The sequence below is a fragment of the Dyella sp. genome (assembly GCF_051962475.1).
In the GTDB taxonomy this organism is placed as follows: domain Bacteria; phylum Pseudomonadota; class Gammaproteobacteria; order Xanthomonadales; family Rhodanobacteraceae; genus Dyella_A.
This window is the reverse complement of sequence record NZ_JBQCCF010000051.1, coordinates 24,055-50,686: the sequence shown is the minus strand read 5'-3', so window position 1 is coordinate 50,686 and position 26,632 is coordinate 24,055. Positions and strand designations below refer to the sequence as shown.

The 26,632-nt window shown below is 65.0% G+C and carries 26 protein-coding genes and 8 tRNA genes; 5 read left to right on the top strand and 29 right to left on the bottom strand.

The window, feature by feature from the left end; genetic code table 11:
• Positions 1 to 19 precede the first annotated feature (19 nt).
• On the top strand, positions 20 to 1,072 hold the full coding sequence (locus ACTHJF_RS11580) for a LysM peptidoglycan-binding domain-containing protein (RefSeq protein ID WP_440267234.1): 1,053 nt from the start codon (positions 20 to 22) through the stop codon (positions 1,070 to 1,072).
• 96 nt (positions 1,073 to 1,168) lie between these two features.
• Here ACTHJF_RS11580 and ACTHJF_RS11575 read toward each other — a convergent pair whose 3' ends face one another.
• The 14 genes from ACTHJF_RS11575 to ACTHJF_RS11510 form a co-directional block, all read right to left on the bottom strand.
• Positions 1,169 to 3,073: a SurA N-terminal domain-containing protein gene (locus ACTHJF_RS11575; protein WP_440267233.1), complete on the bottom strand. Its 1,905-nt coding sequence runs from the start codon at positions 3,071 to 3,073 to the stop codon at positions 1,169 to 1,171.
• Between the two features lie 86 nt (positions 3,074 to 3,159).
• Positions 3,160 to 3,236: transfer RNA gene (locus ACTHJF_RS11570), tRNA-Asp, on the bottom strand.
• Positions 3,237 to 3,245: 9 nt separating this feature from the next.
• Positions 3,246 to 3,320: transfer RNA gene (locus tag ACTHJF_RS11565), tRNA-Val, on the bottom strand.
• A gap of 20 nt (positions 3,321 to 3,340) precedes the next feature.
• Positions 3,341 to 3,613, bottom strand: a complete 273-nt coding sequence (locus ACTHJF_RS11560) for an HU family DNA-binding protein (protein WP_017461157.1) — start codon at positions 3,611 to 3,613, stop codon at positions 3,341 to 3,343.
• 344 nt (positions 3,614 to 3,957) lie between these two features.
• Complete coding sequence (gene lon / locus ACTHJF_RS11555) at positions 3,958 to 6,453, bottom strand: endopeptidase La (protein WP_440267232.1); 2,496 nt, start codon at positions 6,451 to 6,453, stop codon at positions 3,958 to 3,960.
• A gap of 156 nt (positions 6,454 to 6,609) precedes the next feature.
• On the bottom strand, positions 6,610 to 7,902 hold the full coding sequence (gene clpX, locus ACTHJF_RS11550) for an ATP-dependent Clp protease ATP-binding subunit ClpX (RefSeq protein WP_431636744.1): 1,293 nt from the start codon (positions 7,900 to 7,902) through the stop codon (positions 6,610 to 6,612).
• Positions 7,903 to 8,008: 106 nt separating this feature from the next.
• Positions 8,009 to 8,632 (bottom strand): ATP-dependent Clp endopeptidase proteolytic subunit ClpP, encoded by a 624-nt coding sequence (gene clpP / locus ACTHJF_RS11545; protein ID WP_431638112.1) that lies wholly within the window; start codon positions 8,630 to 8,632, stop codon positions 8,009 to 8,011.
• Positions 8,633 to 8,690: 58 nt separating this feature from the next.
• Positions 8,691 to 9,983, bottom strand: a complete 1,293-nt coding sequence (gene tig, locus ACTHJF_RS11540; protein WP_440267231.1) for a trigger factor — start codon at positions 9,981 to 9,983, stop codon at positions 8,691 to 8,693.
• An 89-nt stretch (positions 9,984 to 10,072) separates the two neighbouring features.
• Positions 10,073 to 10,157: transfer RNA gene (locus tag ACTHJF_RS11535), tRNA-Leu, on the bottom strand.
• Between the two features lie 248 nt (positions 10,158 to 10,405).
• Positions 10,406 to 10,481: transfer RNA gene (locus ACTHJF_RS11530), tRNA-Lys, on the bottom strand.
• Positions 10,482 to 10,495: 14 nt separating this feature from the next.
• Positions 10,496 to 10,572: transfer RNA gene (locus tag ACTHJF_RS11525), tRNA-His, on the bottom strand.
• A gap of 15 nt (positions 10,573 to 10,587) precedes the next feature.
• Positions 10,588 to 10,664: transfer RNA gene (locus tag ACTHJF_RS11520), tRNA-Arg, on the bottom strand.
• A gap of 25 nt (positions 10,665 to 10,689) precedes the next feature.
• Positions 10,690 to 10,766: transfer RNA gene (locus ACTHJF_RS11515), tRNA-Pro, on the bottom strand.
• Positions 10,767 to 10,936: 170 nt separating this feature from the next.
• Positions 10,937 to 11,013 (bottom strand) — tRNA-Arg (locus ACTHJF_RS11510).
• Between the two features lie 19 nt (positions 11,014 to 11,032).
• On the opposite strand from ACTHJF_RS11510, the gene ACTHJF_RS11505 reads away from it, so the two are divergent.
• Positions 11,033 to 11,272, top strand: coding sequence for a hypothetical protein (locus ACTHJF_RS11505; protein ID WP_440267230.1), 240 nt, complete (start codon positions 11,033 to 11,035; stop codon positions 11,270 to 11,272).
• Here ACTHJF_RS11505 and ftsH read toward each other — a convergent pair.
• Positions 11,263 to 13,194 carry an ATP-dependent zinc metalloprotease FtsH gene (gene ftsH / locus ACTHJF_RS11500; RefSeq protein WP_440267229.1) on the bottom strand — a complete coding sequence of 644 codons (1,932 nt, stop codon included), beginning with the start codon at positions 13,192 to 13,194 and terminating at the stop codon, positions 11,263 to 11,265. The genes ACTHJF_RS11505 and ftsH overlap by 10 nt on opposite strands.
• Positions 13,191 to 13,841: a 23S rRNA (uridine(2552)-2'-O)-methyltransferase RlmE gene (gene rlmE, locus ACTHJF_RS11495; RefSeq protein WP_431638111.1), complete on the bottom strand. Its 651-nt coding sequence runs from the start codon at positions 13,839 to 13,841 to the stop codon at positions 13,191 to 13,193. The genes ftsH and rlmE overlap by 4 nt, the downstream gene beginning before the upstream one ends.
• Before the next feature lie 81 nt (positions 13,842 to 13,922).
• Here rlmE and yhbY point away from each other — a divergent pair, with 81 nt between their 5' ends.
• Together yhbY and ACTHJF_RS11485 are read left to right on the top strand one after the other, a co-directional pair.
• The gene (gene yhbY, locus ACTHJF_RS11490) at positions 13,923 to 14,219 is read left to right on the top strand and encodes a ribosome assembly RNA-binding protein YhbY (protein ID WP_440267228.1); all 297 of its coding nucleotides are present in this window, start codon (positions 13,923 to 13,925) and stop codon (positions 14,217 to 14,219) included.
• Positions 14,219 to 14,605, top strand: a complete 387-nt coding sequence (locus ACTHJF_RS11485) for an Mth938-like domain-containing protein (protein WP_440267227.1) — start codon at positions 14,219 to 14,221, stop codon at positions 14,603 to 14,605. The genes yhbY and ACTHJF_RS11485 overlap by 1 nt, the downstream gene beginning before the upstream one ends.
• A 3-nt stretch (positions 14,606 to 14,608) precedes the next feature.
• On the opposite strand, the gene ACTHJF_RS11480 is transcribed toward ACTHJF_RS11485, so the two are convergent.
• From ACTHJF_RS11480 to surE, 4 genes are read right to left on the bottom strand one after another with little or no spacing between them, the layout of a single operon-like run.
• Complete coding sequence (locus tag ACTHJF_RS11480; RefSeq protein ID WP_440267226.1) at positions 14,609 to 15,502, bottom strand: peptidoglycan DD-metalloendopeptidase family protein; 894 nt, start codon at positions 15,500 to 15,502, stop codon at positions 14,609 to 14,611.
• A gap of 49 nt (positions 15,503 to 15,551) precedes the next feature.
• Positions 15,552 to 16,157 carry a YqaA family protein gene (locus tag ACTHJF_RS11475; RefSeq protein ID WP_440267225.1) on the bottom strand — a complete coding sequence of 202 codons (606 nt, stop codon included), beginning with the start codon at positions 16,155 to 16,157 and terminating at the stop codon, positions 15,552 to 15,554.
• On the bottom strand, positions 16,157 to 16,837 hold the full coding sequence (locus ACTHJF_RS11470; RefSeq protein WP_440264380.1) for a protein-L-isoaspartate(D-aspartate) O-methyltransferase: 681 nt from the start codon (positions 16,835 to 16,837) through the stop codon (positions 16,157 to 16,159). Before ACTHJF_RS11470 ends, ACTHJF_RS11475 begins: the two co-directional genes overlap by 1 nt.
• 3 nt (positions 16,838 to 16,840) lie before the next feature.
• Positions 16,841 to 17,620 (bottom strand): 5'/3'-nucleotidase SurE, encoded by a 780-nt coding sequence (gene surE, locus ACTHJF_RS11465; protein WP_440267224.1) that lies wholly within the window; start codon positions 17,618 to 17,620, stop codon positions 16,841 to 16,843.
• A 155-nt stretch (positions 17,621 to 17,775) separates the two neighbouring features.
• Between surE and ACTHJF_RS11460 the strand changes: the two genes are divergently transcribed.
• Positions 17,776 to 18,321, top strand: a complete 546-nt coding sequence (locus ACTHJF_RS11460; RefSeq protein WP_440267223.1) for a Smr/MutS family protein — start codon at positions 17,776 to 17,778, stop codon at positions 18,319 to 18,321.
• Between the two features lie 5 nt (positions 18,322 to 18,326).
• Here ACTHJF_RS11460 and truD read toward each other — a convergent pair whose 3' ends face one another.
• The 9 genes from truD to ACTHJF_RS11415 are packed head-to-tail and all read right to left on the bottom strand — an operon-like array spanning position 18,327 to position 26,568.
• Positions 18,327 to 19,340 carry a tRNA pseudouridine(13) synthase TruD gene (truD, locus tag ACTHJF_RS11455; RefSeq protein ID WP_440267222.1) on the bottom strand — a complete coding sequence of 338 codons (1,014 nt, stop codon included), beginning with the start codon at positions 19,338 to 19,340 and terminating at the stop codon, positions 18,327 to 18,329.
• Positions 19,341 to 19,378: 38 nt separating this feature from the next.
• Positions 19,379 to 20,833 (bottom strand): magnesium transporter, encoded by a 1,455-nt coding sequence (gene mgtE, locus ACTHJF_RS11450; protein WP_440267221.1) that lies wholly within the window; start codon positions 20,831 to 20,833, stop codon positions 19,379 to 19,381.
• Positions 20,830 to 21,303, bottom strand: a complete 474-nt coding sequence (gene ispF / locus ACTHJF_RS11445) for a 2-C-methyl-D-erythritol 2,4-cyclodiphosphate synthase (protein WP_440267220.1) — start codon at positions 21,301 to 21,303, stop codon at positions 20,830 to 20,832. Before ispF ends, mgtE begins: the two co-directional genes overlap by 4 nt.
• A 19-nt stretch (positions 21,304 to 21,322) precedes the next feature.
• Positions 21,323 to 22,024, bottom strand: coding sequence for a 2-C-methyl-D-erythritol 4-phosphate cytidylyltransferase (ispD, locus tag ACTHJF_RS11440; RefSeq protein WP_440267219.1), 702 nt, complete (start codon positions 22,022 to 22,024; stop codon positions 21,323 to 21,325).
• Positions 22,021 to 22,353, bottom strand: a complete 333-nt coding sequence (gene ftsB, locus ACTHJF_RS11435) for a cell division protein FtsB (RefSeq protein WP_440267218.1) — start codon at positions 22,351 to 22,353, stop codon at positions 22,021 to 22,023. Before ftsB ends, ispD begins: the two co-directional genes overlap by 4 nt.
• 17 nt (positions 22,354 to 22,370) lie before the next feature.
• Positions 22,371 to 23,684 carry a phosphopyruvate hydratase gene (eno, locus tag ACTHJF_RS11430; RefSeq protein ID WP_440267217.1) on the bottom strand — a complete coding sequence of 438 codons (1,314 nt, stop codon included), beginning with the start codon at positions 23,682 to 23,684 and terminating at the stop codon, positions 22,371 to 22,373.
• Positions 23,685 to 23,705: 21 nt separating this feature from the next.
• Positions 23,706 to 24,071, bottom strand: coding sequence for a hypothetical protein (locus tag ACTHJF_RS11425; RefSeq protein ID WP_440267216.1), 366 nt, complete (start codon positions 24,069 to 24,071; stop codon positions 23,706 to 23,708).
• A complete protein-coding gene (kdsA, locus tag ACTHJF_RS11420) occupies positions 24,068 to 24,898 on the bottom strand; it encodes a 3-deoxy-8-phosphooctulonate synthase (RefSeq protein ID WP_440267215.1) in 831 nt (276 codons plus the stop codon). Before kdsA ends, ACTHJF_RS11425 begins: the two co-directional genes overlap by 4 nt.
• Complete coding sequence (locus ACTHJF_RS11415; RefSeq protein ID WP_440267214.1) at positions 24,895 to 26,568, bottom strand: CTP synthase; 1,674 nt, start codon at positions 26,566 to 26,568, stop codon at positions 24,895 to 24,897. The genes kdsA and ACTHJF_RS11415 overlap by 4 nt, the downstream gene beginning before the upstream one ends.
• Positions 26,569 to 26,632: the final 64 nt, after the last annotated feature.

Here is a 26,632-nt window from a genome sequence, read left to right as displayed (position 1 = left end):
GCGGGGCCCAGGCGCCCAGGTGGCCACACCGTCCCTCTCGGCTCCTGCCGAAGAACCGCCGACGGTGGGTGCGCCGTCGAGCGAACCGTGGGATCGACTGCGCGCCACCTTCGCCATGGCCGACTGCGACAGCGATCCGGCCGTGCAGGCGTGGGCACGCCGCTACACCGCCAACCCGCGCCGCTTCGAGCAGCACCTGGCGCAGTCCCTGCCACGCCTGCGCTTTATCCAGGAGATTGCCGAGAAGCATCAGGTGGCCGGCGAGTTCGTGCTGCTGCCCTGGGTGGAGAGTCGCTACCTGCCAGTGCAGGGGCGCGGTCGCCAACCGGCCGGCATGTGGCAGCTCGTTCCGGCGACGGCCGGCTCGCTGGGGCTGCGGGTAAACCGGCATTTCGACGGTCGCATGGACGTGGCCGCCGCCACCGAGGCGGTGATGAGCATGCTTCGCCGCTATCAGGACCAGTTCCAGGATTGGCGCCTCACCGACTACGCCTACAACGCGGGCGAATTCGCGGTGCGCAAGCTCGTTGCCCGGCACGGCGCGCCTGCTGAGCAACCGGTGGTGCCGAAACTGCCGGTACGGAACGTGACGCGCGAACACCTGGTCAAACTGCTGGCGATCGCCTGCGTGGTGCGCCAGCCCGATCGCTTCCACGTCCAGCTCCCTACGCTCGCCGCCGAGCAGCATCTGGTTGCCGTGCCGATCAAGAAGGCGATGTCGATGTCCAGCGCGGCGCAGCACGCCGGCATGAGCGTGGACGCGCTTCGCGACTACAACGCCGCCTTCCTCAACAACCGCATCGATCCGGACTACGCGCACACCTTGATGCTGCCCGGCGACCGGGTCGACCAGTTTGTGGAAGCGATGCAGCACATCGATGCTTCGGCAGCCACGGGGGACGTCGATCCCGCGCCTACCGCAGTGAGAGCCACCCATACCGTGCGCCCGGGAGAGAGCCTCTGGACCATCGCCAGGCGCTGTGGCGTCGCAGTGAAGCAGCTCAAGCGATGGAACCGTCTGCATGACGATCGCGTCCGTCCGGGACAAGTGCTGCAGCTCACCGCGCCCTGAGCGACAGCTACCAGGGAGCCACGGCGCAGCACCAACAAAAAAAGCGACCCGCAGGTCGCTTTTTTCATGGCCGCAGCCGTAGTACTACCTCAACCCTCAGAGGCGGTCCTTGGCGATGGTGATCTCGTTCGCAGCCTTTTCCTGCTCGATGAATTCGTACGCCGCCTCGGTGCCGTAGGCCTTCACCATCTGGCCGCGCAGCACCTTGAGATCCTCCGGCCGCACCTTGCTCATGTCGGCGCCCTCCACCTTGTCCAGCGCTAGCAGCGCGTAGCTGCCGTCGGCCATTTCCACCGACGCATACTGCGGCTTGTCCGCCGCCGGATGCGGCATCAGGAAGGCCTTCTCCTCGAGCTCGGGCGGCAGCCCGGGCTGCGAGCGGACGACACCGTCGGCCGTCTGCACGCTGGCCTGCACCGATGCGGCAACGGCGTCGAACTTTTCGCCCTTCGCCAAGCGTGCGAGCAGCGCGTCGGCCTGCTTCTTGGCCGCCGCCGTCTCACGCTCTGCCAGCACCTTCTGACGAACCGTGTCCTTCACCTCGGCCAACGGCTTGGCCGCCGCCGGCAGATGCTTGTCCACACGGATGACGACCGCGTGGCCGGTGCCCAGATCGATCAGGTTGGAGTTGTTGCCCTGGGCCAGCACGTCATCGCTGAAGGCAGCCTTCAGGACTTTCGGGTCGGCCGCGATCCCGGTGCCGCCAGCGCGGGAGAACGGCTCGGTGGACTTGATGGTGAGGCCCAGTTCCTGTGCGGCCGGATCGAGCGACGCAGGGCTCTGGTAGGTCTTGTCGGTCAGCTTGCCGGCCAGCTCGTTGAATGCGCGCTCGCGCGAACCCGACTGCGCTTCCTTGGCCAGCTCATCACGAACCTCTTCGAACGGCTTGGCCGCACCGCTGCGGACGTCGCGCAGCCAGATCACGTGATAACCCTCGTCGGACAGCACCGGCTGCGAGATCTGGCCCTTTTGCATCTTGAACAGCGCATCGTCGAAAGCGGCGTTGGCCACGCCCTTCTCCAGCCACCCCAGATCGCCACCAGCGCGCTTGGAGCCCAGGTCGTCCGAATCCTTCTGCGCCAGCTGCGCGAAGTCGCCCGGATTCGCTTCCGAAGCGATCTTCTGTGCCTTGGTCAGCGCTGCCTTCTGCTGCTCCGGCGTCGCGTTCTTCGGCACGTTGATCAAGATGTGCGACACGAGACGCTGCTCGGGCTGCACGAATTTCTGCTTCTCGTCCTCGTAGCGCTTGCGCAGCTCCTCATCCGAAGGCTGCACCGCCGGCTTAAGATCCGCCTCGTTGACTTCGAGGTACTGCAACGACACCTGCTCCGGTGTCACGAACTCATCCTTGTGCTGCGCGTAGTAGCTGGCGATCTGCTCGTCAGTCACAGCAGCATCGTCGGTCTTGGGCTGCGGCAGCTGCGCATAGCGCACGGTGCGGCGCTGCAGGCGCAGGTTGATGTAGCGGTCGAGATCGGCATCCGTGACGATCGTGCTGGCGGTGATCGCATCGGGAATCAGCCCCGGCTCGAGCGAAGCACGGATCTCGCTCTCGAACATGGCCGGCGTCTTGCCCTGCATGGAGAGCACGGTGCGATAGGTGGTGGGGTCGAACTGACCGTCCAGCTGAAACGCCGGAATCGACGCGATGAAATCGCGCACGGCTTGGTTCGAAACCACCAGGCCGAGGTCGTCGTTGGCCTTGGCCAAAACCTTCTCATCGATCAGCTGGTTGAGCACCTGCAGCTTCATGCCCGGCTGCTCGAACACGCTGCCGTCGAAGCTGTCACCCTGCTCGGCGCTGGCGCGCTGGCGCAGCTGATTCAGGCGCTCGGTGAACTGCTGTTGGCTGATTTCCTGTTTGCCGACCTTTGCCACGAACGTGTCGTTACGTGACATGAAGTACGACTCGATGCCAAAGAAGGACATGGCAAAGACGGCTATGCCCAGAATGACGATGGACGGCCACCCGTGCATCTTGTTACGCAGAGCCTGCAGCATGGAGATGTTCCCGAGGATCGTGTTCGGCGCACGAAGCGCGCGGTGCTCAAATGACAAGGGCGCCACGCGGGCGCCCTTGCTAACTCTGGCGGAGCGGACGGGACTCGAACCCGCGACCTCCGGCGTGACAGGCCAGCATTCTAACCAACTGAACTACCGCTCCGCATTTTTCTGGTGGGTGCTGTAGGGATCGAACCTACGACCCTCGCCTTGTAAGGGCGACGCTCTACCGCTGAGCTAAGCACCCGAAACTAAGCAGCTAGCCGCTTAGTTTAGGGCATCCTTCAGGGTCTTGCCAGCCTTGAAAGCCGGGACCTTCGAGGCCTTGATCTTGATCGTCTCGTTGGTGCGCGGGTTGCGACCCGTGCGAGCAGCGCGCTTGCGGACGGTGAAGGTGCCGAAGCCGACGACCGACACGTCGTCACCCTTCTTGAGGGCCTTCTGCACGGTTTCGAAGAACGCCTCGAGGGCGCGACCGGCGTCAGCCTTGGTCAGTTCGGCTTTGTCGGCAATCGCATTGATCAGATCAGTTTTATTCATTGAGACACTCCCTTAAACGGTTTGCGGCCCGCGTGGTCAGTTGGGACTGAGACAACGCCGACATGGATGATTGGCTCCGCTAGGCGCCGTCCGCTACCCCGCATCACTGCGCGAAAAACGAAGGCGCGGGGATTGCGGTACGCCTTTATACCAGTGGCTCGCGCGAATCCGCAATACAAGTTGCAGCAAGGCTTTCCAGGGATATGGAGGTGTCCGTCGGCAGGTCCTCCGGCGCTTGACAGCGGCAGCGAAAATAGCACCGGAATCGTGAGCATGTTGCACCTGCAGCAATGAAAAACGCCCGAACATGCCGGGCGTTCCTCATGAAGCAGTTCGGTGGCCGCTCAGTGGGTTCGTGACGGACTACCTGCGGGGTCTTCCGACTTCACCTCCACCTTACCGATGTCTCCCGCCGCAGCGCTCGTCGGCTGAAGCGGGTGCTCCAGCGCGATGTCGAGCACCTCGTCGATCCAGCGCACCGGATGGATCTCGAGCGAAGCGGTAATGTTGGCCGGGATGTCCGCCAGGTCCTTCTTGTTTTCCTCGGGGATGATCACCGTAGTGATGCCACCACGGTGAGCCGCGAGCAGCTTCTCCTTGAGCCCGCCAATCGGCAGCACGCGACCGCGTAGGGTGATCTCGCCGGTCATCGCCACTTCGGAGCGAACCGGTACACGCGTCAGCACCGAGACCAGCGCCGTGCACATGGCGATACCTGCGCTGGGGCCATCCTTCGGAGTCGCTCCTTCGGGCACGTGAATGTGCATGTCGAGCTTCTGGTAGAACTCCGGATCGATGCCCAATGCCTCGGCGCGTGCGCGCACCACCGACAGCGCCGCCTGGATCGACTCCTTCATCACATCGCCCAGTTGGCCGGTGTGCACCAGCTTACCCTTGCCCGGCACCACCGACGCCTCGATGCTGAGCAGATCACCACCGACCTGCGTCCAAGCCAAACCGGTCACCAGTCCGATTTCGTTCTGCAATTCCTTGCGGCCGAAGTCGAAGCGGCGCACGCCCAGGTAGTGCTCCAGGTTCTCCCCGGTCACGACGACGCCTGACGCCTTCTTCTTCGCCTTGATCTTGGCGCCCTTGGCCTTGGCGCTGGCGGCCTTGACCTCGCCGAGGGTCAGTTCCTTCACGACCTTGCGGCAGATCTTGGAGATCTCGCGCTCGAGGTTGCGCACACCCGATTCGCGCGTGTAGTACCTGACGATGTCGCGCACGGCGGCCGCATCCACGCTCAGCTCCTCTGGCTTCAGGCCATTGGCCTTGAGCTGCTTGGGCAACAGGTAGCGCTGGGCGATGGCGAGCTTTTCATCCTCGGTGTAGCCCGGAATGCGGATGACCTCCATGCGATCGAGCAGCGGCCCGGGGATGTTCAGCGAGTTGGCCGTAGCAATCCACATCACCTCGGAGAGGTCCAGGTCCACCTCGAGATAGTGATCGTTGAAGGCATGGTTCTGTTCGGGGTCCAGCACCTCGAGCAGCGCCGACGACGGATCGCCGCGGAAGTCCATCGACATCTTGTCGATCTCGTCCAGAACGAACAGGGGGTTCTTCGCGCCGACCTTATTCAGGTTCTGCACGATGCGCCCCGGCATCGAGCCGATATAGGTGCGGCGATGGCCCCGAATCTCGGCCTCGTCACGCACGCCGCCCAAGCTCATGCGAACGAACTTGCGGTTGGTCGCCTTGGCGATCGACTGGCCGAGCGAGGTCTTGCCCACGCCGGGCGGGCCGACCAGGCAGAGGATCGGACCCTTCATCGCATTCACACGCTGCTGCACCGCGAGGTACTCGAGAATGCGCTCCTTGACCTTCTCCAGGCCGAAGTGATCGGCGTCGAGCACTTCCTGGGCAAGTTGCAGATCCTTGCGCACCTTCGAGCGCTTCTTCCACGGCACACCGACCAGCCAGTCGAGGTAGTTGCGCACCACTGTCGCCTCGGCCGACATCGGCGACATCTGCTTGAGCTTGTTGAACTCCTGGCGCGCCTTGGCCAGCACCATCTTCGGCATACCGGCCGCGTCGATCTTGCGCTGAAGTTCCTCAACTTCGTTGGGGCCTTCCTCGCCCTCGCCCAGCTCCTTCTGGATCGCCTTCATCTGCTCGTTGAGGTAGTACTCGCGCTGGCTCTTTTCCATCTGCGACTTCACCCGGCCGCGGATGCGCTTCTCCACCTGCTGCAGATCCATCTCGCCATCGACCAGGCCGATCAGCAGCTCCAGCCGCTGGCCGACATCGGCCGTTTCCAGCACCTTCTGTTTGTCGGCCATGCGCACCGACAGATGGGCGGCGATCGAATCGGCCAGGCGAGACGGATCCTCGATGCCCGACAACGTGGCGAGCACCTCCGGCGGCAGCTTGCGGCTTTGCTTGACCAACTGCTCGAACAGCGACGTCAGCGTTCGCGACACCACGTCGAGTTCCCGCTCCTTAGAGCTGTAGACCGGCTCGATGACGTGCGAGCGCGCGGTGAGCATCCCGCCCTCGTCCTGGTAACTCTCGATCGCCACGCGCGCCTGGCCTTCGACCAACACCTTCACGGTGCCATCGGGCAACTTCAACAACTGCAGTACACCGGCAAGCGTTCCCACCTGGTGCAGGTCGGCAATCTCGGGATCGTCGATGTCCGGACTCTTCTGGGCAACCAGCAAGATCTGGCGCTCGCCCTCCATCGCACGTTCGAGCGCGCGCATGGATTTGTCGCGACCCACAAATAGCGGGATCACCATGTGGGGATAGACCACCACGTCACGCAGAGGCAGCACCGGCAGTGCGTCGAGCGGCGCCGGCTTTCCGGTGGTCGCGGTAGTGGAAGAGGCGTTCTTTGCCATGGAAATCTCTCGAGTCTGGCCTGTCACCGACACTGCGCCGGGGACCTTATCCCGTCAAGTGGAGGCAGCGGGACTTCCGCGCAAGTCCGTGACAGGCATTGAAAAAGAAAAAAGCCCGGCCATGGCCGGGCTCTTGCATCAGTGCGTTCAGCGCAGTCAGGCGGCGCCGCCGCCCTCTCCCACCGCTCGCTGCTGCAGGTTGCCGCGATAGATGAGATAAGGCTCTGCCTGACCCTCGATGACGGCGTCGTCGACCACTACCTTGCTCACGTGCTCCAGCGACGGCAGCTCGTACATGGTGTCGAGCAGCACCTGCTCAAGGATCGTGCGCAGACCGCGCGCGCCGGTCTTGCGCTTGAGCGCCTTGCGCGCGATCGCCTGCAGGGCTTCGGGCCGGAACTCCAGCTCGGCGCCCTCCATCTCGAACAGCTTGCGGAACTGCTTGGTCACCGCGTTCTTCGGCTCGGTGAGAATCTTCACGAGCGCCGCTTCGTCCAGCTCGTCCAGCGTGGCCACCACCGGCAGGCGTCCCACGAACTCCGGAATCAGGCCGAAACGCACCAGATCCGCCGGCTCGACATCCGCCAGCACCTTGCCGAGGTTGGAGGTACGTTCCTTGGAGCGCACCTCGGCCGAGAAGCCGATCCCGGTGGTCTCGGAACGCTGCTGGATCACCTTCTCCAGACCAGCGAACGCGCCACCACAGATGAACAGGATGTTCTTGGTGTCCACCTGCAGGAACTCCTGCTGCGGATGCTTGCGCCCGCCTTGCGGCGGCACCGAGGCCAGCGTGCCCTCGATCAGCTTCAACAGGGCCTGCTGCACGCCTTCACCGGACACGTCGCGGGTGATCGACGGGTTCTCGCTCTTGCGCGAAATCTTGTCGATCTCGTCGATGTAGACGATGCCGGACTGCGCCTTCTCGACGTCGTAGTCGCACTTCTGCAGCAGCTTCTGGATGATGTTCTCGACGTCCTCGCCGACGTAGCCTGCCTCGGTAAGCGTCGTGGCATCGGCGATCGTGAAAGGCACGTTCAGCAGCCGCGCCAGGGTCTCCGCCAGCAACGTCTTGCCGGAGCCAGTAGGCCCGATCAGCAGAATGTTGGACTTGCCCAGCTCGATGTCATCGCTCTTCTGACGCGACTCCATCCGCTTGTAGTGGTTGTAGACCGCGACGGCCAGCGCCTTCTTCGCGCGCGTCTGCCCGACCACGTACTGGTCGAGGGTCTCCATGATTTCACGGGGCTTGGGCAGCTGCGTGCGACCGGAGGCCGCCTTCTCTTCGAGCTCTTCGCGGATGATGTCGTTGCAGAGCTCCACGCATTCGTCGCAGATGAACACGGACGGACCCGCGATCAGCTTGCGCACTTCATGCTGGCTCTTGCCGCAGAAGGAGCAGTAGAGAATCTTGCCGCTGTCGGTGGAACGCCCCTGCCGCTCGTCGCTCATGCTTGTGATCCTGCCAGTAACTCGGTTTCCGACCCGAGAATAACACAGCGCTCCGCGCCTGAATCCAGACGCAGAGCCCGGGAAAAACAGCTCTTGTGTGGCCTGATCAGGCCGACTTGACGGTATCGACCGCCCGGCGGTCCAGCACGGAGTCGATCAGGCCGTACTCCTTCGCCGCCTCGGCGCTCATGAAGCGATCACGCTCCATGTCACGCTCGATCTTCTCCAGCGGCTGCCCGGTGTGATCGACGTAGATCTGGTTCAGTCGACGACGCAGGTACAGGATCTCCTGCGCCTGGATCTCGATGTCCGTGGCCTGGCCGCGGGCACCGCCGGACGGCTGGTGGATCATCACCCGCGAGTTGGGCAACGAATAGCGCTTGCCCTTGGCGCCAGCCATCAACAACAACGAAGCCGCGCTGCAGGCCTGACCGATGCACATGGTGCTGACGTCGGGCTTGATGAACTGCATCGTGTCGTAGATCGCCAGCCCCGCGGTCACCGCACCGCCCGGGCTGTTGATGTACAGATGAATGTCCTTCTCGGGGTTTTCCGATTCCAGGAACAGCATCTGCGCCACCAGCAGGTTGGCGACGTGATCGTTCACCTCGCCAACCAGGAAGATCACCCGCTCCTTAAGGAGGCGGGAGTAGATGTCATACGAGCGCTCACCGCGGGCCGTCTGCTCGACGACCATGGGCACCAGGTTGAGATTCTTGATCGGATCCATGGTCATCTGTGCGGCACTCCGGTAATTGGCCTGATGGAACAACCCGAGGATACGCGGCTCAGGCACCCGCCGGACGCATCACCTCGTCGAAGCTCAGGCTCTGGGCGGTGGTGTTGGCGTGTTCAGCCACCCACTCGGCTACCTGGTCTTCCATCACGCGGTTCTGCAGTCCCGACATCAGTTGGGGATCGGAGTTGTACAGTTCAATGACCTGCTCGGGCTCTTCGTAGGTCGAGGCGATCGCGGCGAGCTGCTCGGCAACCCGCTTACGGTCGATCACCAGCGACTGCTTGCGCGCGATCTCGCCCATCAGCAGACCGGCCAGCACCCGCTTGCGCGCCATCGGCGCCGCCGCCTCGATCAGCTGCGGCGGGGGCTGCTGACCCTTCGGCACGCTGCCGGCCGCCAGCGCGCGAGCCTCCGACTGCACCATCAGGTTCGGCACGTCGACGGTCGCATAGGTCTCGGCGAGCTTCTCGGCCACTTCGGACTTCAGCCGCGCCATCAAAGTGGCCTTCAGCTCGCGCTCCAGGTTCGCGCGGACTTCCTTGCGGAACGTCTCCAGATCGCCGTCGGCAATGCCGAACAGCTTGGCGAACTCCGCGTCCACCTCCGGCAACTGCGGCTCCTGCACCTTGACGATGCTGAAGCTGACCTTGGCTGTCTTGCCCGCCAGTTGCTCGTTGCGGAAATCGGCCGGGAAATCGATGTCGGCCTCGAACGACTCATCGGCCTTGCGACCGGTGAGCGCCTCGTCCAGCGCCTTGAACAGGGTGCCCGAACCCAGCACGCTGCCGGCGCGCTCCAGGCCGTCAGCCGGGAAGCGGTAATCACCCGCCTGGGCGGCGTACTCGAACATCACGAAATCGCCTTCCTTCGACGCGCGATCCACGGCATCGAAGGTGCGGCGCTGCTGGCGCAGCGTCTCGATCATCTTCTCGATATCCGCGTCGGATACCTCGGCCACCGGGCGCTGGATCGCCAGCGTGGACACGTCGATCGTCGGGAACTCCGGCATCACCTCGAAGGTGGCCGTGTACGCGATTTCGCCGTTCTCCGGCTTGCCGGTCGTGTCGATGGACGGGTTCGCGACCGGGCGCAGATTTTCCTTGTCGAAAGCCTCGCGCAGGGTGCTGCCGATCAGGTCCGAAAGCACCTCGCCACGCACCTGGGCGCCAAAACGCTGCTGGATGACGGTGGTCGGCACTTTGCCGGGACGGAAGCCCTTGAGGCGAACCGTGCGGCCCATTTCCGCAATGCGCGCGCTGACCTGCGACTCGTAGCGCTCAGCAGGAAACTTCACCGTGAGCTTGCGCTCGAGCTTGCCGACGTTCTCAACCGAAACCTGCATGACGACTCCTGAATGACCTTCGATAACGGGCCCGGCGAGGGCACCGCGGCGGCATGTTCGCCACCGGCAACGTGAAAACAGCAAGGGATTGGTGCGAAAGGCGGGACTCGAACCCGCACGGTGTTACCCGCCAGAACCTAAATCTGGTGCGTCTACCAGTTCCGCCACTTTCGCTCCGCATCGTCAAAGCACCGTAAGCGGCAGATTTCACGAGCAATTTGCCCCAAGGCGACAGCCTTCGGACAAGTCGTTCGCGCACTCTGCAGAGCGGCCCTAAGTCGATGATTCCCTTACACGAAAGCCCGGTATTCTAGGGTCGCGCCAGCCTGTAGCACAAGCGCCTGACCGAGCATCGGCGCCCCGCCGACGGCACCCCAGAAAAGCAAAACGCCGGTCGATGTCGACCGGCGTCCTGGTTTCAGTGGTGGGCCGTGTAGGATTCGAACCTACGACCAATTGATTAAGAGTCAACTGCTCTACCAGCTGAGCTAACGGCCCTGAAACTTTAAATTTGGGGTGAGCGATGGGATTCGAACCCACGACATCCGGAATCACAATCCGGGACTCTAACCAGCTGAGCTACGCCCACCATAAAACACTTTGTTGGCGCGCCCGACAGGACTCGAACCTGCAACCGTCGGCTTAGAAGGCCGATGCTCTATCCGGTTGAGCTACAGGCGCAGTCACCGCACGGAAGGGCCTAGCGTGGTCGGGGCAGAGGGATTCGAACCCCCGACTTTTGCGTCCCAAACGCAACGCTCTACCAGACTGAGCTATACCCCGCCAAAAACATCGATCACGTTCGCTGCGCGAAGCTTTCAAATGTACGGGTGACGTGCCGCTCAGTCAATCCGTATACGAGCACACCGAACCAACTTGCCGTTCGGCCCGCTGGGCAATCCACCGCCCCGCGGTTCGGAAGCATCCGCGAACGAACGATTCCTGGATGAAGATGGCGCGCCCGGAGAGATTCGAACTCCCGACCGCCTGGTTCGTAGCCAGGTACTCTATCCAGCTGAGCTACGGGCGCACACTTCAAACATTCTGCCTTGGCTTGCTCACCCACCAAAGTGAAGAGCGCCGAAGCAAGAAGCGGAATTATTCAGATACAGCCGCCAGGCGTCAACACCTTTTTTGATTTTTTTGTTGCGCGGTTGCGCCTGCCCTCCCCGTATACGAGCGTGGAGTCGGGTAGCGCATCGCCGTTTGGCCATCCAAACGAGAACGCCGCGAAATCCGCGGCGTTGTGGAAGGCCCCCGATGGTTCGCTGCAGATCGATCAGCTCTGAACTGCGGGATTGCCCACCTTGCTCGAACCCGTATCGCCCCGCGGTGGCAGCGGCGGCACCGGGCCACCCGGTCCACTCTTCGACCAGTCCGCCGGCGGGCCAGGCACCCGCCCAGCCATGATCTCGTCGATCTGGTGCGCGTCGATGGTCTCGTACTGGAGCAAGGCCTCAGCCATCACGTGCAGCTTGTCGATGTTGTCGGTCAGCAACTGCTTGCTGCGCGCATACGCGCGATCGAGGATACCGCGCACCACTGCGTCGATCTTGCTCGCGGTCTCGTTCGAGATGCTCTTGTGCTGGGTTACCGAGCGCCCCAGGAACACCTCGTCCTCGTCCTCGCCATAGGTGATGGGACCCAGTTCGTCCGAGAGCCCCCACTTGGTGGCCATGTTGCGGGCCATCTTGGTAGCCCGCTCGATGTCGTTGGATGCGCCGGTGGTGACCTTGTCGGCGCCGAAGATCAGCTCCTCCGCCACGCGACCACCGTACAGCGAGCAAAGCTGCGACTGGATAGCCACGCGATTGATGCTGTACTTGTCGTTCTCGGGCAGATACATCGTCACGCCCAGGGCACGGCCGCGAGGAATGATGGTGACCTTGTAGACAGGGTCATGCTCAGGGACAAGGCGACCCACGATCGCGTGCCCGGCCTCGTGGTAGGCGGTGAGCTTCTTCTCGTCCTCACTCATCGCCATCGAGCGGCGCTCGGCACCCATCAGAATCTTGTCGCGCGCCTTGTCCAGGTGGCTCATGCGCACTTCGCGCGCATTTTCGCGCGCGGCGAACAACGCTGCCTCATTGACCAGGTTGGCCAGGTCGGCGCCGGAGAACCCAGGTGTACCGCGCGCAATCACCATCGCGTTGACGTCGCTAGCCATCGGCACCTTGCGCAAGTGCACCTGAAGAATCTGTTCACGCCCCTTCACGTCGGGCAACCCGACGACGACCTGGCGATCGAAACGACCCGGACGCAGCAGCGCCGGATCGAGCACGTCCGGGCGATTGGTGGCCGCGATGACGATGATGCCTTCGGTGCCTTCGAAGCCATCCATTTCCACCAGCAGCTGATTGAGCGTCTGCTCACGCTCGTCGTGGCCGCCACCCAAGCCGGCGCCGCGATGGCGGCCGACCGCATCGATCTCGTCGATGAAGATGATGCACGGCGCGTGCTTCTTGGCCTGCTCGAACATGTCGCGCACGCGACTGGCGCCCACGCCGACGAACATCTCGACGAAGTCCGAGCCGGAGATCGAGAAGAACGGCACCTTGGCCTCGCCCGCAATGGCCTTGGCGAGAAGGGTCTTGCCCGTACCGGGCGGGCCCACCATCAGCACACCACGGGGAATCTTGCCGCCCAACTTCTGGAATTTGCCCGGATCACGCAGGAACTCGACCAGCTCGCCAACCTCTTCCTTGGCCTCGTCGCAACCGGCGACGTCGCTGAAGTTCACCTTGACCTGGTCCTCGCCCTGCAGCTTGGCGCGCGATCGGCCAAAGCTCATCGCACCGCGGCCACCGCCGCCCGACTGCATCTGGCGCATGAACCAGATGAATACGCCGGCGATCAGGATCACTGGCAGCCAGCTCACCAGCAGGCTGACCAGCGAGAAGCCGGGCGCCGAGTCCTGACGAACCTCAACCCCCTTGTCCTGCATCTGCTTGATCACGGTGTTGGTGGAGAAGCCCAACACGGGCGCCACCGTACGGAAGCTGGTGCCGTCCTTGAGCTTGCCACTGATCGTGGCCGGGGTTTCCGCGCTGATGTTGGCGTTGGACACATTGCCGTTGTCCACGTTCTGCACGAACGCGCTGTAGGGCAGATCGGACGATGCGCCGCCATGGGGATTGAAGCTCTGGAACACGGCGATGAGTACCACCGCGATGATCAGCCAGAGCAGGAGGTTTTTAGCCATCTCGTTCATACGCGGTTTCCGCCCGGTTGCGCACCGCCGGCCTTCAGACCAACGGCCAGCGCGTACACCTCCCGCGAACGCGCGCGGGAAGCCTTAGGTTTACGCATAGTCACGCGCGAAAAGTCCGCACGCAAGCTACGAAGGTAATCATCGAAGCCCGTGCCCTGGAACAACTTGATCAGGAACGAACCACCGGGCTTGAGCCACTGCCGACTGAAGTCCAGCGCCAGCTCAGCCAGATCCATCGAGCGGATCTGGTCCGCAAGGGCCACGCCACTCATATTGGGGGCCATGTCCGACAGCACAAGATCGACCTTCTGGTTGTCCAGCCGGGCTTCAAGCTGCGACAACACGTCTGCCTCGCGGAAGTCGCCCTGCAGGAAATCCACGCCTGCAATGCCCTGCATGGGCAGGATGTCGAGCGCCACCACCTTGCCGGTATCGCCCAGGCGCTGACGCACTAGTTGCGACCAACCGCCCGGTGCGGCGCCCAGATCCACCACGGTGATGCCCGGCTTGAGCAGGCGATCACGCTCAATCAGTTCCTCGAGCTTGTACACCGCACGGGAACGGACGCCCTCCGCCTGGGCCTTCTTTACATAGACGTCGTCGAAGTGCTCCCGCAGCCAGCGGGAACTGCTTTTGCTGCGGGGCATGGCGGCAAGGTCACAGATACGGGGAATGGTCTGCATGATACCCTTTGCGGTCAATCCTCCGCGAATCGAGCGTTTCCCAGCATGGCCCTCTCACCTTCCCAGCGCCGCTATCTGCGCAGTCTCGCCCACGACCTGAGCCCGGTGATTCTGCTCGGAGCCAAGGGCGCCACCGACGCCGTGGTGAAGGAATTGGACCTCGCGCTGACCCATCATGAGCTGGTGAAGGTGAAGCTGTCCGGCGGCGACAAGGAGGAGCGCCAGACGCAAATCCAGTTCCTGACCGACGGCACGGGTGCCGAGAGCGTGCAGGAGATCGGGCATATCGTAGTGCTGTTCCGTCGCAACACCGACGATCCGAAGCTGGCCCTGCCGCGCTGATGGACCTGTCGCTCGACCGCCCGGATGCGTTTCTGTTCGTACGCCGCACCGCCCCCGGCTACGTCACCGTGGTCGACCGCAACATCGAGGCAAGCTTCCTGCTTGCGCCGGATCGCATGATCGAACAGTGGCCGACCGTGGATGCCGCCGCCCTCACGCCAGATCTGGCCGTGCCGTTCTTCGATCTGCAACCGGAGCTGGTGCTGCTGGGTACCGGCGAACGGCAGCGCTTTCCGCCGGCCGACTTTCTCGCTGCATTCCTGCGCCGCGGCGTGGGTATCGAGGTGATGGACAACGCCGCAGCCGCACGCACCTACGACCTGCTGGCCGGTGAAGGCCGTCGCGTGGTAGTGGGTTTCATTCTTCCCGGTGCCGGGGCTGGCTGAGCCTCAGCGCGCAGGCAGGTAGTCGAGCGGGTTCACCGGATTGCCATTGCGGCGGATCTGGAACTGCAGCTCGTCACGCGAGGCGCCGGTGGCGCCCATTTCCGCGATCTGCTGTCCCGCCGACACGCGTTGACCTTCCTTCACCAGCCGCTTGCGGTTGTGTCCGTAGGCGGAGAGGAAGTCGTCGTTGTGCTTGACGATGATCAGCTCGCCGTAGCCGACCAGCCCGTTGCCGCTATAGACCACCACGCCGTCGCCCGCGGCGCGGACCGGGCTTCCGGCCGGGCCGGCGATCTCGATCCCGGGGATCGCATCGCCGCTCTGGAATCCCTTGATCAAGCTGCCATCGGCGGGCCAGCGCCAGTTGACGCCGCCGGCCGAACGCGTGCCACCGGGCGCCAGGGTGGGCGGAGCCGGCGGCGGCGGCGCGGGAACGCTGGCCGGCACGCCAGCCACCGGCACGGCATCGGCCACCGTACGACTCGACGTCGGCGCAACCAGCGGCCGCGTCGGCGCTTTCACCGCAGCCGTGGCCTCGCGGGGCGGCGGCGCAGCCCGGGCTACGGTTGGGGCAGGTGCACGGGAAGAGGTGGGAGCGCGCAACACTAGTTGCTGTCCTGGCCAGATCGTGTAAGGCGCAGCGATGCCGTTCCAACGGGCGACATCGCGGAAATCCACGCCATGCCGGAATGCTATCGAATAGAGCGTGTCGCCCTTGCTCACCCGGTAGCTGGGCGCGTGGCTCACCTGCGCCCGACTGGATGGCTCGTAGGTCGACGAGCGCGACTGGCTGGATCGCTGCACCACGACCGAACGGGTGGTGCCGCAGGCGGCCAGCAAAACGGCGGGCAGCAGCAGCGCGAGCGCCTGGATAGTTCCCTTCATGCCACGAAGCATAGCGACCTCATGCCGCGTTTCCTATGCAATGGCCGGCGCACCGGCAGGCTCAACGCAGCCAAAGCCACCACACCAGCAACAGACCGATAAGCGCGATGGCGCCCCAGCCGATGCGTTCAATATTCTTGTGCAGAATCTGTTCCGCACGCTCGCCCACCACCCGTACCAGCAGCGCCAGCAGCCACACGCGCTTGCCGCGCCCGATCGCCATGCACGCCAGGAAAGGCAAGAGGGGCACCCCGACGATGCCGGACGCCCAGGTGACAAACTTCATCGGGATCACCGGCTGCAGCGCCGCGAGCATCAAAGCCCCGAGCATGGCCAGCCAGTGCTGGCTCATGTCGTTGCGCAACTGCGTTACCCAGGTGCCGATGGTCTGCTGCATCGCCGGACTGAGCAGCGGGTGGATGCTGTCGTAGGCCCAGTGTCCGAGCGCATAGCCAACCAATGAGCCGAGCAGTGAAAACAGCAGACTGATGTTGGCGTAGAAGAAAGCACGATGGCGCTTGCCGAGCATCATCGGCGCCAGCATCACCTCCGGCATCACCGGAAAGATGAAGGCCTCCACGAAGCTGAGCCCACACAGGTAGTAGATCGCCAGCGGATGGCGCGCCCACTTCAGCGCCCGCGTATACAACGCTCCGAACAGGCGCATCAGCCGATGCCACCGAGCAGCGGGACGAAACTTACCGGTCCGAGTTCTTCCTGGATGAAGTCGCCCTGCCCGTCGCCGCGCATGCGGATCAGCGTCTGGCTGCTGGGCGAACCGACCGGCGCGATCAGCACGCCCGTCGGCGTCATCTGGTCGAGGATGGCATGCGGAATCGCATCACCGGCGGCGGTGAGGATCACTGCGTCGAACGGACCCTCGTCCGGCCAGCCGAGCTTGCCATCGTCGTAGCGCGAGCGCAGGTTGGCGATGCCCAGCTGGCGGAAACGCCGACGTGCCTGGCGCAGCAATTCTTCGATGCGCTCCACCGTGTAGACCTGCGGCACCAGCGCGGCCAGCACGGCCGCCTGGTAGCCGGAGCCGGTGCCGATCTCCAGCACCTTCTGTGGCACGCCGAACTCCAGCAGCGCCTCGGTCATCCGCGCCACCACCCACGGCTGGGAGATGGTCTGGCCGTGGCCGATCGGCAGCGCGGTGTTCTCGTAGGCGCGCGAATGCAGCGCCTGGTCGATGAAATGGTGGCGCGGGAGGTTGCGGATCACGTCGATCACCCGCGCATCGCGGATGCCACTTTCCTTGAGCGTGGCGGCGAGGCGGTCGCGGGCTCGCTGCGAGGTCATGCCCTCGCCCTTCAATGCCGACGGCGGCAGCGGATGGATGTTCATCGCTCAGGCCGCCTGGTCGTCGATGGCGTCGGTCATCGCCTGCATCCAGCCGCTGACCTTCTCCAGCGCCTGGTAGCGGGTAAGGTCGACGTGGATCGGCGTCACCGACACATAGCCGCGGCGCACCGCGTGAAAATCGGTGCCGGGACCGTCGTCCTCGGCGTCGCCGGCCGGACCGATCCACCACATCGGGCGGCCGCGCGGATCGGTCTGCGCGATGCACGCCTCCGCGCGATGGCGCTTGCCGAGCCGCGCCACTTCGAAGCCGCGGATCTGCTCCCACGGCAGGTCCGGCACGTTGACGTTGAGGATGGTGTCGGCCGGCAGCGGATCGACCAGCAGCCGCTCCATCAGCATCACCACGGCCCGCGCGGCGGACTCGTAGTGCTCGCCGCGGTGATCCTTGCTGACCAGCGAGACGGCGATTGCCGGCAAACCGAGGAAGCGCCCTTCCATTGCCGCCGACACGGTGCCGGAATAGATCACGTCGTCGCCCAGGTTGGCCGAGTTGTTGATGCCGGACACGACGATGTGCGGCTCCTCGTCGAGCAGGCCGGCCAGGGCCAGGTGCACACAATCGGTGGGGGTACCGGCGACGCGGTAGTAGCCGTTGTCCATGCGCAGCACGCGGATGGGGGCGTCCAGGGTGAGCGAATTGCTGGCCCCAGAGCGGTCGCGGTCGGGCGCCACTACCGTTACCTTGCCCACCGCGCTGAGGCGCTCGGCGAGCACGCGGATGCCCGGTGCATCCACGCCATCATCGTTGCTTACCAGAACTCGCATGTTGATCCGTCGAAAACGTTGTGGGGACGGCGGCAAGCACTTGGCGGCCGCGGCCCTCGTAGCCTTTGAGTCTAACCGAGCGCCAGGGGAGTTTCATCGAAGAAGGCGCGCATTTGCCGCGTTCCAGCGGGTGCCGCATTGGTTAGGATGGGGCGATGAAGCGCCGCCCGCCCACCACCATCACCGAGGACGATGCACGCCTGTTCCGTGAGGCGATCGGCGAGGTGCGTGCGTTCGATCCGGCGCCGCTCCCGCCCGTAGCGCCAAAACCGGCACCGCGGCCGCGCATGTTCGAAGCCGACGAGGCGGCCGTGCCTGGCGAACTGCTGGAGATGGCGTTCGACCCCGCTCTGATGGAGGTGGGCGAGGAACTGAGCTTCCTGCACGACGGCTACCCGCCGAAGCTGCTCAAGCAGCTCAAGCGCGGCCATTTCAGCGTGCAGGACGATCTCGACCTGCACCAGATGAATGCCGCCGCCGCGCAGGCCAGCATTGCCGACTTCCTCGCCGAGGCGCGGCAGAACGGTTTGCGGTGCGTGCGCATCGTGCACGGCAAGGGGCTGCGGTCGAAGTCGGCCGGACCGGTCCTGAAGTCACTGACCGACCGCATGCTGCGTCGACGCGACGAGGTGATCGCGTTCGCGTCGGCGCGGCCGGCGCTCGGCGGCACGGGCGCGGTGGTGGTCCTGCTGAAGCGCTGAACCGTTCAGGCGCCTACGTTAGCCAGTTCGCGTACCACCACCGTGGCGTAGGCGCCGGCGGAGAGCTCGAAGGCCAGTTCCAATGTGGCGTCGTCCAGCCAACGCCAGCGCAGGTCCTTCGGCATCAGGCGAAGGGCGCGGCGCTCGTGTTCCATCCGCGCCTTGGTCAGACCTTCGGCCAGGTCCGCATGCTCGGCCGCCACCTGGCGCTCCAGTGCTCCGACCACGTCCGTGGCGGGAGGATCACCCTCGCCCCACAGTGGCCCGGACGGGTGGATGTCGCCCTGCGCCAGCCGCCCGGCCAGGGCGTCGTCGAACGGCTCGGGGCCGAACCACGAGCGCGAACCGGCCAGTGACCAGATCTCGCCCGGCAATGCGGTATCCCAGGTGCCCTGCTCGACCCGCGCAGCCAGCACGCTGTTGAAGATCTGCGAGCGGGCGGCGGAGAGCAGGATCGAGCGCTTGTCGCGATCCATCCGGCGCCCGGCGAACATCGCGCGCGCCTGCGCCAGGTTGCCGCCTTCGCGGCCAAAACGCTGCTCGCCGAAGTAATTGGGTACACCGCGCGCGGCGATCTGCTGCAGCACGCGCTCGGCCGCTTCGCGCTCGCCGCGCACCTCGCGCAGCGTGAGCACGAAGCGGTTGCCGCGCAGCGCCCCACGCTTGAGCTTGCGGCTGTGGCGCGTGGCCGCGAGCACCTTCACCTCGGCATGCGGAAAGGCGGACCAGTCCGGGTCCGGACGACCGGGCAACTGCACGGAGAAGGCCTGCCGCGTCACTGCATGACGATCCTTCAGGCCAGCGTAGCCCACGTTCACCGGCGGCACCTCGGCAAACCGGGCCAGCTCCCGGGCTACCCAGTCGGTGTTGGCGCCGCGCTTTTCCACCCACAACAGCGCGTGCTCGCCCGCGCCATCGGCGTCGTAACCGAGGATCTCCTCGACGATGAAATCCTCCGGCGCCACGCGCAGGCGCGCGGTCAACGGCACGGCACCGCAGGCAAAGGGCAATTCGGACACAACACACTCCGCCGGGTGATCCCGGTCAGCTGCAAGGCCTAAAGCAGAAACAACGTCGCCAGGCCAAGGAAGATAAAGAAGCCGCCGCTGTCGGTCATGGCGGTGATCAGCACACTGGAGCCGAGCGCCGGATCGCGTCCGAACTTGGTCATCAGCAAGGGAATACCTACGCCGGCGAACGCGGCCAGTAGCAGGTTGAGCGTCATCGCCGCCGTCATCACCACGCCCAGTGCCACGTTGCGATACAGCAGGAACGCCACCACGCCGATCACGCCGCCCCAGATCAGGCCGTTGAACAGCGATACCCCCAGCTCCTTGCGCCACAGGCGGCGCGCGCTGTCGGCGTTGATTTGGTTGAGCGCCATGGCGCGCACGATCATGGTGATGGTCTGGTTGCCCGAGTTGCCGCCGATGCCGGCGACGATCGGCATCAACGTGGCTAGCGCCACCAGCTTCTGGATCGAACCCTCGAACAGGCCGATCACCCGCGAGGCGATGAACGCGGTCACCAGATTGATCGCCAGCCACGACCAGCGGTTGCGCAGGCTGGCCCACACCGAGGCGAAGATATCCTCCTCCTCGCGCAGACCGCCGCGGCTGAGCGCCTCGCTCTCGCCCTCCTCGCGGATCACGTCGACCATCGCATCCACCGTGATGCGGCCGATCAGGTGCCCGCCCTCGTCCACCACCGGGGCCGTCACCAGGTCGTAGCGTTCGAACGCTTGCGCCACCTCGTAGGCATCGTCGTGCGGGTGGAAGGTATTGACGTCCGGCGCCATCACGACGCCGACCATCTTGTCTGGCGAATTGACCAGCAACCAGTGCAGCGGCAGCACGCCGGTGAGCAGGTTGTCCTGGTTCACTACGAACAGCTTGTCGGTCTGCGCGGGCAGTTCGTCGAACCGGCGTAGGTAGCGCAGCACGGTTTCCAGGCTCACGTCCTCGCGGATCGTGACCATCTCGAAATCCATCAGCGCGCCGAGCTGATCGTCCTCGTAGGACAGCGCCGATTGCACCCGTTCGCGCTGTTGCGCGTCGAGGCTGGCCATCAGCTCAGGCAGCACCTCGGTGGGGAGATCTTCGACCAGGTCGGCCAGCTCGTCGGCGTCCAGCGGCTCGACCGCCGCCATGATCTCGCCCTGATCCATGTCCGCGATGAGCGACTCGCGCACCGCGTCGGACACTTCGAGCAGGATCTCGCCGTCGCGGTCGGCACGCACGCGCTGCCATACCGCCAGGCGATCGGCCAGCGGCAGCGACTCGAGAATGAAGGCGATATCGGCCGGATGCAGCGGATCGAGTTGCTGCTGGAGCACGTCGCCGCTGTCGCGCAGCGCCTCGGCGATCGGCGCGCGATCCACCGGACTGGCGCCGGCGTCGCGCAGTTCGTCCAGCTCGTCGCGCATGCGCGACTGCTGCCGCAGCAGCTCGACGATGGTTTCCAGCTGCTCCTGCAACCGGTTGCCGGAACCGCGGGCCTCGACCTCGCTCACGCGCGCTCCAGCAGCACGCAGGCTTGCGCCGCGATGCCCTCGCCGCGGCCAGTGAAGCCCAGTTTCTCGGTGGTGGTGGCCTTGACACTCACCTGTGACAGATCGCAGCCCAGGTCCGTCGCCAGGTTCTGACGCATCGCCGGCGCGTGCGGGCCGACCTTGGGCGCCTCGCAGATCACCGTTACGTCCGCGTTGCCCAGGCAGTAGCCCTGTTGCGCCATCAACACGGCCGCGTGGCGCAGGAACTGGCGGCTGTCGGCGCCGCGCCAGCGCGGATCCGACGGCGGAAAGTGCTGCCCGATATCGCCCAGCGCCAGCGCCCCAAAGATGGCATCGCACAGCGCGTGGATCACCACGTCGCCATCGGAATGGGCGAGCAGCCCGCGCCCGTGCGGCACACGCACGCCGCCCAGCGTGACGAAATCGCCATCGCCGAACGCATGCACGTCAAAGCCCTGACCGATCCTCACCCTTCGCCCCCTGTGCGCATTAAGCCGTCCTCGCCAGCAGGAATTCGGCCAGCGCGAAGTCCGCTGCCGTGGTGACCTTGATGTTGTCCTCCGCGCCCTCGACCAGCAACGGGGAGTGGCCGGCCAGCTCCATCGCCATCGCCTCGTCGCTCACCGTCACGCCGGCGTCGATCGCAGCTTGCAACGCTTCCGACAACTGGCCGAGTCGGAACATTTGCGGGGTGAACGCGCGCCAGCGCAGGTCACGTGGCTCGGTGAGCGCGCTTCGCCCCGCCTCATCGGCCCGCTTCAGGGTATCCCGCAACGGCGCGCCAAGCAGGCCGCCGTCGGTACCGCGGCAGCTTTCCATCAGGCGCGTGATGTCGTCGTGGCGCACACACGGACGCGCGGCATCGTGCACAAGCACAAAGTCATCAGGGCGCACGCTGTCGACAGGCAGGGCACGCAATCCGGCAAGCACTGAATCGCAACGCTCACCGCCTCCGGTGGCTGCGAGCAACGGCTTGCTCCACGTACGAGCGAAACCATCAATCCAACGTACATCCCCGGCGGCAAGTACCACGACCAGCCCGGCGATTAATGGATGCGCTGCCAGACGGTCGAGAGTCCGCTCGATCATCGGCGCGCCGGCCAAGTCCATGTATTGCTTGGGTGTGGCGCCGCCAACGCGCATTCCGCGCCCGGCCGCCGGCACCACGCACCACAGCGCTGCCGTGCTCATGGCTGTCCGGCGGCAGGGGCGGTGGACGCGGCGGCGGGCGCTGCGTTGGCGCCGGGCTTCTCGACCACCTGATAGAACGTCTCGCCGGGCTTGATCAGGCCCAACTCGGCGCGCGCACGCGCTTCCACCGCCTGCTCGCCACTCTTGAGATCGGACACGTCCGCGGCCAGCGCCTGATTGCGCTGCTGCAGGCGCTGGTTTTCGTCCGCCTGCTTCTTCACGGCCGCGCGCAAGGCATCCACTTCGCGCATGCCGCCCGCATCGCTCCACAGCTTCATCTGCAGAGCGATCAGGAGAGCTAGCAGGATCAGCGCGACCCAGCGCAGCATGGCGGCCTTGTTCCCGCTCAGCCAGGCAGGCGTGCGAGGTTGGGGAACGCGTGGCGCCCCGCGTAGCGGGCCTCTGTGCCCAACTGCTCCTCGATGCGCAGCAGCTGGTTGTACTTGGCCACGCGGTCACTGCGACACAGCGAACCGGTCTTGATCTGGGTCGCCGTGGTGGCCACCGCGATGTCGGCGATGGTGGTGTCCTCGGTTTCGCCGGAGCGATGCGAGATCACCGCCGAGTACTTGGCCGCGTCGGCCATGGCGATGGCTTCCAGCGTCTCGGACAGCGTGCCGATCTGGTTCACCTTGATCAGGATCGAGTTGGCGATCTTCTTCTCGATGCCCTCGCGGAAGATCGTCGGGTTGGTGACGAAGAGATCGTCGCCCACCACCTGCACGCGATCACCGATGGTGTCGGTGAGCAGCTTCCAGCCGGCCCAGTCGCCCTCTGCCATGCCGTCCTCGATGGTGACAATCGGGTACTGCTTCGCCCAGCCGGCCAGCAGGTCGACGAACTGCTCGGAGGTGTACTGCTTGCCCTCGCCGGCCAGGTCGTACTTGCCGTCCTTGTAGAACTCCGAGCTGGCGGCATCGAGGCCCAACAGGATCTCGCTGCCGACCTTGTAGCCGGTCTTGGTGATTGCCTCGAGGATGGTGTCCAGCGCCTCGATATTGGAACGCAGGTTCGGCGCAAAGCCACCCTCGTCGCCCACCGCCGTGTTCAGCCCCTTGCCCTTGAGCACGCTCTTGAGCGCATGGAAAATCTCCGCGCCGGCGCGCAGCGCTTCGGCGAACGTGGGCATGCCCACCGGCAGCACCATGAATTCCTGCACGTCGATGTTGTTGTCCGCGTGCTCGCCGCCGTTGATGATGTTCATCATCGGCACCGGCAGCATGCCGGGCTTGCCGGTGGTGCCGTTGATTTCCGCCAGGTAACGCCACAGCGGCAGCTTGCGCTGGGCGGCGACGGCGTGCGCGGCGGCCATGGACACGCCCAGCAACGCGTTGGCGCCCAGCTTGCCCTTGTTCGGCGAGCCGTCGAGGTTGATCAGCTTGGCGTCGAGTCCCCCCTGGTTGGCCGCATCGAAGCCCTTCAGCGCACTGGCGATGGCGCCGTTGACGTGGCCGACGGCTGTCTTCACGCCCTTGCCGCCGTAACGCGCCTTGTCACCGTCGCGCAGCTCCACCGCCTCGCGGGTGCCGGTGGAGGCGCCACTCGGCACCGCAGCACGACCGAAACCGCCGCCGGCCAGAGTGACTTCGGCCTCCAGCGTGGGATTGCCGCGGGAGTCGAGGATTTCGCGGGCATGGATGCGGGTGATGTCGGTAGTCATGCGATTCCTTAAAGGGCGGGTTTAGGCAGCAAAGGTGAAGAGGCAGAGCGCTGCGAGGAACAAGAGATTAACCATCATTCCGAAACGCGCATAAAGCTTGCTCCGAGCGGGGCGCCACCCGGCCACCAGCCCAGCCACGAAGCCGGCCAGTGCCAGGGGTAAGGAAAGGATCACGCCCCGCACCGCCCCCACCATGAACCCTAAAGATGGGCCGACGGTGCCGAGCGCCACGGGACCGGGACGGGCAGCCGCCGCGGCCATGCTCACGGCTCCCAGGACCAGTGGGATGAGCACCGCCAGAAGCCCGAGGACGACCGAAACGATGGCGAACCTTGAGTGCTTGGAGAGCGTGCCTTCCACATCTTCTCCGACCGGGCTGCGGCTCACTGGCTCTCCAGGAACCCGTGCCGCTTGGTCACAGCATCGAGTTCGAGCAGGGTCTCCAGCAAGGCCTCCATCTTGCCCAACGGCCAGGCGTTGGGGCCGTCCGAAAGCGCCTTATCTGGATCAGGATGCGTCTCGGCGAACAAGCCATCGATGCCCACCGCCACCGCCGCGCGCGCCAGCACCGGCACGAACTCGCGCTGGCCGCCGGAGGTGGCGCCCTGCCCGCCCGGCAACTGCACCGAGTGGGTGGCATCGAACACCACCGGACAGCCGGTGTCCCGCATCACGCTGAGCGAGCGCATGTCCGACACCAGGTTGTTGTAGCCGAAGCTGGCGCCGCGCTCGCACACCAGGATGTCGTCGTTGCCGACGTCCTTGGCCTTGGCCACCACGTGCTTCATGTCCCAGGGCGCGAGAAACTGGCCCTTCTTGATGTTCACCGGCTTGCCGGCGCGCGCCACCTTCTGGATGAAGTCGGTCTGGCGGCACAGGAAGGCTGGGGTCTGCAACACGTCGACCACCGAGGCCACCTCGTCCATCGGGGTGTACTCGTGCACATCGGTGAGCACTGGCAGGCCGAGCTGGCGCTTGACCTCACCGAGCACGCGCAGGCCCTCTTCCATGCCCGGGCCACGGAAACTCTGACCGGAGGAACGGTTGGCCTTGTCGAAGCTCGACTTGAAGATGAAGTGGATACCCAGCCGTGTGGTGATTTCCTTCAACGTGCCGGCGGTATCGATCTGCAGTTGCTCGGACTCCACCACACACGGCCCGGCAATCAAGAACAGCGGCTGGTTCAGCCCGACTTCGAATCCACACAGCTTCATGCCACCGACTCCTTCGCCGCCAGGCGCTCGGCACCCTGCACGGCCTTGTATTCACGCGCCGCGCGGACGAACCCGATGAACAGCGGATGCCCGTCGCGCGGCGTGGAGGTGAACTCCGGATGCGCCTGGCAACCCAGGAACCACGGGTGCTTCTGCGGCGACAGCTCGACGATCTCCACCAGCAGGTCATCCATCGACTTGCCCGAGATCACCAGCCCAAGATCCTCGAACGACTGGCGATAGCGGTTGTTGAACTCGTAACGGTGGCGATGACGCTCGCGCACCACGTCCTGGCCGTACAACTCGCGCGCGAGCGTGCCGCTCTTCAGGCGGCACTCCTGTGCGCCCAGGCGCATGGTGCCGCCCAGGTCCGAACGATCCGAGCGCTGCTCGACTTCGCCGGTGGCGGTGGTCCACTCGGTGATCAACGCGATCACCGGGTTGGCGGTGTGGCGGTCGTTCTCGCTGGAGTCGGCGTCGGCGAGGCCGGCGACATGGCGGGCAAAGTCCACCACCGCCGCGTGCATGCCGTAACAGATGCCGAAGTAAGGCACGCCGTGCTCACGGGCGTACTTGGCCGCCAGCACCTTGCCCTCGAAGCCGCGCTTGCCAAAACCGCCGGGCACCAGGATGGCATCGGCGTGGCCGAGCACCTTGGCGGCGCCTTCGGCCTCGATCTGCTCGGAGTCGATCCACTCCAGGTTCACCCGGGTCTGCTGCTTGATGCCGCCATGGCGCAGCGCCTCGCCCAGCGACTTGTAGGCGTCTTTGTGCTCGACGTACTTGCCGCAGATAGCGACGGTGATCTCGTCCTTCGGATGCACCACGGCGTCCACCGTGCGCTGCCAGCCGCTGAGGTCGGCCGGCTTGGCGTCCAGGCCGAGCTTCTTCACCACGATGTCGTCCAGACCCTGGCTGTGCAACCACAGCGGGGTCTTGTAGATCACGTCCACGTCCACCGCGCTGATCACGGCGTTCTCCGGCACGTTGGTAAACAGCGCGATCTTGCGGCGCTCGCCGTCCGGCAGTGGCTCTTCGCAGCGGCACAACAGGATGTCCGGCTGGATGCCGATCGAGCGCAGCTCCTTCACCGAATGCTGGGTGGGCTTGGTCTTGATCTCGCCGGCGGCCTTGATGAAGGGCACCAACGTGAGATGCATGAACAGGCACTTCTCCGGGCCGTGCTCGATGCGCAACTGGCGGATCGCCTCCAGGAAGGGCAGCGACTCGATGTCGCCCACCGTGCCGCCAATCTCCACCAGCGCCACATCGAAGCCGCGGGTGGCCTCATGGATGCAGTGCTTGATCTCGTCGGTGATGTGCGGAATTACCTGCACGGTGGCGCCGAGATAGTCGCCGCGGCGCTCCTTGCGGATCACGCTCTCGTAGATCTTGCCGGTGGTGATCGAGTTCTTGCCGGTCAGGCGGGTATGGACGAAGCGCTCATAGTGGCCGAGGTCGAGGTCGGTCTCGGCGCCGTCGTCGGTGACGTAGACCTCGCCGTGCTGGAAGGGACTCATGGTGCCCGGATCCACATTGATGTAGGGATCGAGCTTCATCATGGTGACGGAGAGACCACGCGCTTCCAGGATGGAAGCCAGCGACGCCGCGGCGATGCCCTTGCCAAGTGAGGACACCACACCGCCGGTGACGAAAATCAGGGGGGTCATGGGATGCAGCCGTGCTGGAAATTAGGCATTTTAGCGGCAGACGCGCCCGACCGCGAGACGTCCG